This is a genomic window from Actinomycetota bacterium, assembly GCA_030776725.1.
GTDB lineage: Bacteria > Actinomycetota > Nitriliruptoria > Nitriliruptorales > JAHWKO01 > JAHWKW01.
Genome location: JALYHG010000015.1, coordinates 1 through 9,950, shown reverse-complemented (window position 1 = coordinate 9,950; position 9,950 = coordinate 1). Strand labels below are relative to the sequence as shown.

The 9,950-nt window shown below is 73.3% G+C and carries 6 protein-coding genes; 5 read left to right on the top strand and 1 reads right to left on the bottom strand.

Features of this window, described 5'->3' with window-relative positions; genetic code table 11:
* From M3N57_00590 to M3N57_00570, 5 genes are all read left to right on the top strand, one after another.
* A partial coding sequence (locus tag M3N57_00590; GenBank protein MDP9021204.1) for an exodeoxyribonuclease V subunit gamma occupies positions 1–1,915 on the top strand: 1,915 nt, incomplete at its 5' end.
* Positions 1,912–5,346 (top strand): UvrD-helicase domain-containing protein, encoded by a 3,435-nt coding sequence (locus M3N57_00585; protein ID MDP9021203.1) that lies wholly within the window; start codon positions 1,912–1,914, stop codon positions 5,344–5,346. The genes M3N57_00590 and M3N57_00585, both read left to right, overlap by 4 nt.
* Entirely contained in the window at positions 5,343–7,391 is a 2,049-nt protein-coding gene (gene recD, locus M3N57_00580) for an exodeoxyribonuclease V subunit alpha (GenBank protein MDP9021202.1), read from the top strand. The genes M3N57_00585 and recD overlap by 4 nt, the downstream gene beginning before the upstream one ends.
* 155 nt (positions 7,392–7,546) lie before the next feature.
* On the top strand, positions 7,547–7,969 hold the full coding sequence (gene arfB, locus M3N57_00575; GenBank protein ID MDP9021201.1) for an aminoacyl-tRNA hydrolase: 423 nt from the start codon (positions 7,547–7,549) through the stop codon (positions 7,967–7,969).
* Between the two features lie 21 nt (positions 7,970–7,990).
* Positions 7,991–9,160 carry an NAD(P)/FAD-dependent oxidoreductase gene (locus M3N57_00570; protein ID MDP9021200.1) on the top strand — a complete coding sequence of 390 codons (1,170 nt, stop codon included), beginning with the start codon at positions 7,991–7,993 and terminating at the stop codon, positions 9,158–9,160.
* On the opposite strand, the gene M3N57_00565 is transcribed toward M3N57_00570, so the two are convergent.
* Entirely contained in the window at positions 9,059–9,532 is a 474-nt protein-coding gene (locus tag M3N57_00565) for a hypothetical protein (GenBank protein ID MDP9021199.1), read from the bottom strand. The genes M3N57_00570 and M3N57_00565 overlap by 102 nt on opposite strands.
* Positions 9,533–9,950 lie beyond the last annotated feature (418 nt).

Below are 9,950 nucleotides of genomic sequence, written 5' to 3'. Positions count from 1 at the left end.
CGGTCTCGACCGCCTCCTGCTGGGTGTCACCATGGCCGACGAGGACCAGCGGCTGGTGGGCGCCACCGTCCCGCTCGACGACGTCGAGGCATCCCAGGTCGACCTCGCCGGCCGGTTCGCCGAGTTCGTCGACCGGCTCGCGGCGACCCGCGACGCACTCGCCGGCCCCCAGACCGTGGCCGGGTGGCGGGCCGCCATCGCGGAGGCTTCGGCGCTGCTCACCGCCACCGCCGAACCGGAACGGTGGCAGGCCCTGCAGGTGCACCGCCTCCTCGACGAGGTCGTCTCCGAAGCGACCCACCGGGGGGCCACCAGCCCGTTTCCGCTGACGTTGCCCGAGGTCCGCACGCTCCTGGCAGAGCGTCTCCGCGGGCGCCCCACCCGCGCCAACCACCGCACCGGTGACCTCACCGTGTGCACGCTCGTGCCGATGCGGTCGGTCCCCCACCGGGTGGTGTGCCTGTTGGGTATGGACGACGGGGCGTTCCCGCGCCGGACGGCGCCCGACGGTGACGACCTGGTCGCACGTGACCCGCACGTCGGCGACCGCGATCCACGGACCGAGGACCGCCAGCTCCTCCTCGATGCGCTCCTGGCCGCGACCGACACGCTGGTCGTGACCTACACCGGCCGGGACGAACGCAGCAACGAGGAGCAGCCCCCGGCCGTCCCGATCGGGGAACTCCTCGACGTGATCGACCGGACCGTGCGCGCCGGCGCCCCCCGTGCCGGGGACGGCGAGGAACCGGCCCGCAACCGGGTCGTGGTCGAGCACCCGCTGCAGCCCTTCGACCCCCGTAACTTCCGCTCCGGCCAGCTCGTCGCCGATGAGCCGTGGAGCTTCGACCGCAACGCCCTGGCCGGGGCCCGCGTCCGCGCGGCCGGCCAGACCCACGACGAGCCGTTCCTGCCCACACCGCTGGCCGAGGTCGACGACGGGGACGTCATCGACCTCGGCGAGATCGTCCGCTTCCTGCAGCACCCCGTGAAGGCGTTCCTGCGTCGGCGTCTGGGCGTGACCCTCCCCGGACAGACCGAGGCCGTGTCCGACAGCATCCCGGTGGAGCTGGCCGGTCTCGAGCGGTCCGCGGTCGGCGAGGGGCTGCTGACCGCACGCCTGAGTGGAGCGAGCGTCGAGCGGTGGGTGCGGGTCGAGCGCGCACGCGGGACCCTCCCACCGGGGGGACTCGCCGACCCACTCCTGGACGAGATCACCACCACCGTCGACGCGCTGGTGGCCCGCGCCAGCGACCACGTCGATCTCGGCGCCCCGCGCGGGAGCATCGAGGTGACGCTCGACCTGCCCGCCGGACGCACCGTGACCGGGACGGTCCCCGACGTCGTCGATGACGTGCTCCTGGTCGTGCAGTACGCACGGGTCGCGCCCAAGCACCGGCTGGCCGCCTGGGCCCGGCTGCTGGCCGCCACGGCGGCGCACCCTCACCGGGCCCTGCGCGCCGTCACGGTCGGGCGCTGCCGCACCCGACGGCAGAAGCCCGAGGTCACCGTGGCGTGCCTGGGGCCGCTGGGCGCCACCGCCGCCGAGCGGGAACGCACCGCCCGCGCCGAGCTGGCCCGCCTCGTGGACCTCTACCTGCGGGGTCAACGAGAACCGCTCCCCATCTACTGCGACACCTCCGCGGTGTACGCCGAGGCTGTCGGCGGTGACGCTGACCCGGCCGCCGCCGCACACGACGCGTGGACGACCCAGTGGACCCACGTCCGCGAGGACCGCGACCCCCACCACGTCCTGGTCCTCGGCGGCGTGGTCGAGTTCGATGACGTGCTGGCTGCGGTGGCGCGCGACGACGAGGTCGGCGACGGCTGGGCCGCCGACGAGGCGTCACGCTTCGGCCGGTACGCCCGACGGGTGTGGGAGCCGCTCCTCGCCGTCGAGGAGTGCCACGACCGATGAGCCCCACGGCGCCCACCACGATGCACCGCTTCGACCCGGCGGGGCGGCTCCCGACCGGCACGGTGGTGCTCGAGGCCAGCGCCGGGACCGGGAAGACCTACACGATGGCGGGGCTCGTCGCGCGGTACGTGGCCCAGGGCTACCGGCTGCCTGAGCTGCTGGTGGTGACGTTCACGCGTGCGGCCACCGCCGAGCTCCGCGACCGCGTCCGTCGACGCCTGGTCAGCGTCGCTGACCACCTGGAGCACGTCCTGGCAGGATCCGATCCCGACCGCACCGACGACCGGGTCGCCGCGCTGCTGAGCACCGGCGGCCGCGCGGAGGTCGCCGAGCGGCGCCGGCGGCTGCTCGTCGCGCTCGGCGAGTTCGATGCGGCGACGATCGCGACCATCCACGGCTTCTGTCAGCACGTCCTACACGGCGCCGGGCTGGCCGGAGACGTCGACCGGGACGCCACGCTGGTCGACGACCAGGGTGACCTGGTCGAGGCGGTGGTCGACGACCTGATGGTGAGACGTTTCCACCGCACCGTTGGCGAGCCGCCGATCTCGCGCCGCGATCTGTCGGCGATCGCGGCGGCGGTGGTCGCCAACTCCGACGCGACGATCGTCCCTCAGCGGCCCGCCGACCGCACGGCCGCGCTCCGCGTGGAGCTCGCCCGGGCGGTCCGCACGGAGGTCGCCGACCGTAAGCGGGCTGCCAGTCAGCTGTCGTACGACGACCTGCTGGCGCGGCTGGCCGAGGTCCTCGGCGACCCTCATCGGGGGCCCGCCGCGCGACGCCGGCTGCGTGCCCAGTACCGCATCGCCCTGGTCGACGAGTTCCAGGACACCGACCCGGTGCAGTGCGACATCCTGTCGGCGGTCTTCGGTGGTGTGAGCGACGGGCGCGGCCTGATCCTGATCGGCGACCCCAAGCAGGCCATCTACCGCTTCCGTGGTGCGGACGTCCACTCCTACCTGACCGCGGCGACGCGGGCCCCCACCCGCTACACCCTGGATGTCAACTGGCGATCCGATGGCGGCCTGCTCCACGCCTACAACGTGCTGTTCCGTGGGGCTGCGCTGGGCCACCCCGACATCGCCTACCGCGCCGTCAAGTGCAGCGACGGTCTGCGCCACCCGCGCCTGGTCGGCGCCCCGTCGGACGCACCCCTCCGGATCCGGTTCGTCGCCCGCCACCCGGGCCTGCGCACGACCCGGTGGGGGGCCGTCCAGGCGGACGCCGCCCGCAGGCACATCGCCGCGGATCTGGCCGCCGACGTCGTCGGCCTGCTCGAGTCCGGGGCGCAGATTATCAGCCGCGGCGCCGACGGTGGCGAACGCAGCCGTGCCAGCATCCGCCCTGCCGACATCGCGGTCCTCGTGCCCCGCAACGTCGAGGCGGCGTTGGTGCAACGCAGCCTGCGTGACGTCGCTGTCCCGGCGGTGATCAACGGTGTCGGGAGCGTGTTCGCCACCCCAGCCGCCACCGACTGGCTCCGCCTCCTCGAGGCGCTGGAGCGGCCGGCCTCGTCCGCCCGCGCCCGAGCGGCGGCGCTGACGCCGTTCGTGGGCTGGAACGCCCAGGACGTCGCCGCCACGGTCGACCAACCCGACCGTCTCGTGGACGTCCACCTGTGGCTGCACCGATGGGCCGCGATCCTGCGCCACCACAGCGTGGCGTCGCTGGTGCAGACGCTCACCACCGACCAGCGGCTCGCCGAGCGTCTCCTGGCGCGGGAAGCCGGCGAGCGCCTGCTCACCGACATCCACCACATCGGCGAGCTGCTGCACGCGGCGGCGACCGCAGAGGAGTTCGGCGTCACCGCCCTGACCAACTGGCTACGTGCGCGGATCGCCGAAGCCGGCGACGACCTCGACGCCGAGGAGCGGGCCCGCCGCCTCGAGTCCGACGCCGAAGCGGTCCAGGTCGTGACCATCCACGGCAGCAAGGGCCTGGAGTTCCCCGTCGTCTACTGCCCGTTCCTGTGGTCGTCGCGGCCCGTCGACACCAACGTCCCGATGTTCCACGACCCGGGCACCGCACCGGGCCGGATCGTCGACGTCGGTGGCGACAGCGTCCCGGATTTCGATCACCACCAACGCCTCACGGAACGAGAGCAGAAGGGTGAGGACCTGAGGATGCTGTACGTCGCCCTGACCCGGGCACGCCACCAGGCCGTGGTGTGGTGGGTCCCGGCCGCACGTGGCCAGGACTCGGCGGTGGCACGGGTTCTGTTCTGCCGCTCCCGCGACGGGCGGGTGCTCAGCCAGGGCCGGGCTTCGCTGCCGAGCGACGCGGATGCGCAGCGGCGACTGGGGGAGCTGGCCGCCCGCGCCGGTGGGACGATCGCGATCGAAGCCACCCCACCCGACCCGAAGACGCGGGCCTGGACGGCCGCACCCGAAACGGGCCAGCCGCTAGCCGCGGCCACGTTCGACCGCAGCGTGGATGGCACGTGGCAGCGGGCCTCGTACACGGCGCTGATCGCCGTTCGCGACGATGCGCTGGTGACCAGCGAGCCCGCCGAGCACGTCGTCGATGACGAACCGTCACTGGCCACAGCAGCTGGTGCGGTCGAGGACGGCCTCGACGACGACAGCCGGCTGCGTTCGGTCCTATCACCGCTGGCCGACGTGCCGGGCGGAGCGGATGTCGGCACGTTCGTCCACGCCGTCCTGGAACACACCGACTTCGCGGCGGACGACCTCGACCGGGAGCTCACCGCGCAGGTGGCGGTGCAGGTCACGCGACGCTCGGTCGGCGTGGGCGACCAGGCGGCACTGGTCGCCGGGCTGCGGCGGGTGATCGAGACCCCGCTCGGCGCGCTGGTCGGCGACGTTCGCCTCCGCGACGTGACCGCCGCCGACCGCCTGGACGAGGTCGCCTTCGAGCTCCCCCTGGTTCCAGCGACCTCCCCCAGCGCTGACCTGGCCGTTGCCGCGATCGGGGAGCTGCTGGCCACCCGGCTGGCAGAGGATGGTCCGCTGGCCGGGTACCCGGCTCGGCTCGACGATCCCGGCTTCCGCCGCAACATCCGCGGGTACCTGACCGGCTCGATCGATCTGGTCGTCCGCGTGCGCGGTCCCGGCGGTGCACCGCGGTTCGTGGTGGTGGACCACAAGACCAACCGCCTCGGTGACGGCGACGGACCGCTCACCGCCTGGCACTACCGGCCGGCCGCGCTGGCCGACGCGATGGCGCGCGGCCACTACCCGTTGCAGGCGCTGCTCTACAGCGTCGCGCTGCACCGTTACCTGCGCTGGCGGCTGGACGGCTACCGGCCCGAGACCCACCTGGGCGGGGTGCTGTACCTGTTCGTGCGCGGGATGACCGGAGCGGACGTCCCCCGGATCGACGGCCAACCCTGCGGGGTGTTCCCCTGGCGGCCGCCTGCGTCGCTGATCGAGGCGGTCAGCGACCTGCTCGATCGCGGGACGACCGCGTGAATGGTGCTGGCCCCGCCCACGATGCGCTGCTCGGGGTGGTGGATCCGCGCGACGCCCGCCGGGTGCAGCGCGGACCGCACCCGCTCCGCGACTTCAACGCGGCTGGGATCCTCGCACCGGCCGACGTGCACGTGGCAACCACGCTGTCGCGCCTGGTCGGTGAAGCCGACCCCAGCGTGCTCCTGGCGGTGGCCCTGGCCGTCCGCGCCCCGCGGTTCGGGCACGTGTTCGCTGACCTGGCGACCGCCCGCCGCTCGGTGACCGCCGACGAGGACGTGGCCGTCGACGCGGACTCCCTGCCGTGGCCGGACGTCGACAGCTGGGTGGAGGCGGTCGCCACCAGCCCGTTGACCGCCCTCACCAGCCCGTTGACCGCCGTCACCAGCCCCGCGATCACCGGCGGCACGCCCGCCGGCTCAACCGAGACGGACACACCCGCCGAGGGTGAGCGGCCCCTGCGGCTGGTCGGGTCGCATGTCTACCTCGACCGGTACTGGCGGTACCAGCAGCGCGTCGTGGACGCCCTGCGGCGGCGGAGCGCCAGTGGGACCCACCCCGTCGACGTGGACGTCCTCCGCGACGGCCTCGATCGCTTGTTCCGCGCCGACCGCGCCGCGGACGGCGGGCTTCGGCCACGGCTGGCGGCCACCGTGGCGGTGCTCCGGCCACTCGCGGTGATCGCCGGTGGACCCGGGACGGGGAAGACCACCACCGTGGCGTCGATCCTGGCGCTGCTGGAGGAACAGGCCGCCGCCGCGGGCCGTCGTCCCCCACGGATCGCGTTGGCGGCTCCCACAGGGAAGGCCGCCGACCGCCTGGCGGAAGCGGTGCACGAGCGGGTCGTGCAGCTGCGCACCGACGATGCGATCCGCGCGCGGCTGACGGCCCTGGGCGCCTCGACGATCCACCGGCTGCTGGGCGTGCGATCCGACAGCCGGACACGCTTCCGCCATGACCGCACCGACCCGCTCCCGCACGACGTGGTCGTGATCGACGAGACGTCGATGGTGTCGCTGTCGCTGATGGCCAAGCTCCTCGACGCCGTCCGCGACGATGCCCGCCTCGTCCTGGTTGGCGACCCCGACCAGCTCACGTCGGTCGAGACGGGGACGGTCCTGGGCGACGTCGTCGGCCCGACCACCGCCGGGCTGCACCTGACCGAGGCCGCGCGCAGCGCCTTGGGCCGGCTCACGGGCCAGCCGGTCGCGGCACACCCGCCTCCCGCCGGGTCGACCATCGGCGACAGCATCGTGGTGCTCACCACGATCCACCGTTTCGGTCGCCGGTCGGGGATCGCGGAGCTCGCCACCGCGATCCAGCGAGGGCGCGTCGCGGCGGCCCTCGAGCTCCTCGATGAGGGGCGACCCGACGTCGGCTGGATCCCCGCTGACCCGGCGCGGGACACGTTCCGGGGCACGCTGGGTCCGGTCCGCGATGCGGTGAGCGCCGCCTGGGCGGCGGTGCACGCAGCGGCACGAGCCGGGTCCGCGCCCGACGCCCTCGATGCCCTCGGCCGGCTGCGGATCCTGTGCGCACACCGGCGTGGGCCGGCGGGCGTCGCCACGTGGGTGGCGCGCACCGAGCGGTGGCTCGCACAGCACGTGGACGGCTACGACACCGACCCAGCGTGGTACGTGGGACGGCCGGTGATGGTGACTGCGAACGACTACCAGGTCGGCGTGTTCAACGGTGAGCAGGGCGTGGTCGTGCAGCAGCGCGATGGCCGCGTCGCCGTCGCGTTCGAGCAGGGCGGTGACGTGCGGCTGCTCGACCCGGCTCGCCTGGACGCCGTCGAGACCGCACACGCCATGACCGTGCACAAGAGCCAGGGGTCGCAGTTCGCGCACGTGATCGTCGTGTTGACCGAACCTGCCTCACCGATCCTCACCCGCCAACTGCTGTACACGGCGGTCACACGCGCCCGGGAACGCGTCACGATCGTCGGCAGGCCCGAAGCGGTGCGCGCGGCGATCGACCGGCAGGTCCAGCGTGCCTCCGGCCTGCGCGACGCGCTATGGGGCGCTTCGACGCCGGGGCAACCGTGACCCCGGCACGCCGACGTCGGTCGAGACGGGCCGCGGTCACTTCGTGCGATGCCGAGGCCGGTGGCGCGCGGAACCGACGAGGGACGGATCAACGAGGCGTTCGCCAGGACGATCAGCGGTGATGGTGGTCGCACGAGCATCCGTACCCTGGCGGCATGAGCACCATCCGGATCCGTCGCGGCATCTCGATCCCCGAACACGACATCGAGCTCCGCTTCGCCCGATCGGGTGGGCCGGGTGGGCAGCACGTGAACACCTCGGCGACCAAGGTCGAGCTGCGCTTCGACCTGGAGGAGACCGGCGCTCTGACGGATGAGCAGAAGCAGCGTGTGCGCGAGCGGCTGGGGTCGAGGCTGACCAACGACGGCGTCCTGGTGCTGCACGCGTCGGAACATCGCAGCCAGACCCGGAACCGTCAGGCTGCCGTCGGCCGCCTGCGCAACCTCCTACGAGATGCCCTCGAGGTACGGACGCCACGGAAACCCACGCGGCCCAGTCGGTCGGCGCGCGAGCGACGGCTGCAGCACAAGCGGGAACGTTCCGAGATCAAGCGCCTCCGTCGTCCCCCGGAGGTCTAGCAACGTTCATCGAGGTCGGGCGTGTCGTCGGAGCTGTGGGATGTCGTGGTGGTCGGCGCGGGGCCGGCCGGAACCGCCGCGGCGCTCGCGGCGAAACAGGCCCGCCCCGACGCGACCGTCCTGGTCGTGGACAAGGCAACGTTCCCGCGCGACAAGACCTGCGGTGACGCCATCGGCCCACAGGCCCACGGCGAACTGCGGGCGCTGGATGCGGACGTCCTGAAGCCGGACGAGCGGGTGACGCGGTTCCGCCTGTGTGGCCCCGGCGGGGCGGAAGCGAGTGGCGTGCCCAGTGTCACCGGGTACGTGGTGCCCCGCGAGCAGTTCGACGCGCGGCTGGTCGAGACCGCCCGGGACCGGGGCACGGAACTCGTCACCGAGCAGGTGTCAACGGTGACGTGCGTGGGGGACGACGTCGTGGTCAACGGGCGGTGGCGCGCCCGGACGGTCATCGCCGCTGACGGGGCCCACTCAACGGTGCGCCGCGTGCTGTCACCCCAGCCTCGGCCGGCACCACAGCTCAGCGAGCGCAGAGGCCGCGACCGCGGGGTGGCCGTCGCTGTCCGCGCGTACGCACCGGCCGTCCCCGGTCGCGACGAGCTGCTGATCGCGTGGCAAGCCGGCGGCGGCTTGCGCTACGTCTGGTCGTTCCCGACCTGTGACGGCCGCCTCAACGTCGGGGCGTGCGCGCCCGTGGGAGGTTTCACCGGCGGGCGGCGGGAGCTGAGGAAGCGGGTCGCGGAGGTGCTCCCCGACGTCGACATCGACGACCGCACACTGCGAGGTCACCTCCTCCCGCTGTCGACCTCGATTGCCCCCCTGACCACCGGACCGGTGCTGTACGCCGGCGATGCGGCCCGTCTGATCAACCCACTGTCGGGGGAGGGCATCTTCTACGCCATCGCTTCGGGTCGACTCGCGGGCGAGGCGGCGGTGACCGCACCCGACCCCGCCGCGACCTACCGGCGGAGGTTGCGCACCCGGTTGGGCCGCCACTGGCGCCACACCCGCATCCTCGCACGCCTGCTCGATGTGCCGTGGACCGTCCAGGCCACGCTGGCAGCCGCCGCGACACCGGCGATCTTCGACCTACTGGTCGACGTGGCGTTGGGCGACGGGACCTTCCGGGCGCGTCACCTGCCCGCGGTCGCCGCTGCGTGTCTGCGGGGCGAGGAGGCGAGCAGCGGCTGACCCGCCGGTCCCGTTGGCACTGCATGGACGGTCGGCGGGTGGTGCGTACCGCTGCGCCGCGAGTCGGGCGAGACGCGCGATCATGACGACCTGAAGCGTGGCGAGCACGGTGGGCCGCGACTCGAGCCATCGGCGAACGTCGGCCAGGGCCACGACAGCGACGTCGTGAGGCGGGGCCTCCACCACGACCGCCGCGCCGACGACCACGATCACCGGGCGGACGTGGACGGTCACGCCCAGTGCGACGCTGAGGCGGTCTGCGGCGAGGTCCGCACGACCGACCGCGTCGCTGAGGTGATCGGTGCGGTCGCCGTTGTGCAGCAACGTCCGCGGCCCGACGGTCACCTCTCCGAGCAGTTCGACCCTCGACAACGTGTACACACCGCCAGGGCCGATCGCCAGGTCACCAGCATGCCCACCAACCGCGCCGTCGCGAGCCCCAGCAACGATCGTCCATCCGCTAGGCCGCTGCGCCGGCGGCAAGACATGGCCGAGTCCGCGTCGTTCCGGCCCGATTGGCATCACTGGTCCACCGCCGGTGACGCCCATCCGGGTCACGAACCCGCCGTCGATATCAGACATGTTGGGTGCATCGGTCGCCGGCGCGGCTGTCTTTAGTCTTCGGGGGGTGATCCCCCGCGGCCGGCGTGTCCGACCGCGTGCGACGTTTGGGGTCCTCGCGAGGATGCAGCCCGAGGAGGCGACGTGACAACAGGCACCGAGCGCGACCACGAGCACCCCGGGGCGGTGATGGCCCAGGAGATGGCCGAACAGCCCGACGTCATCGCTG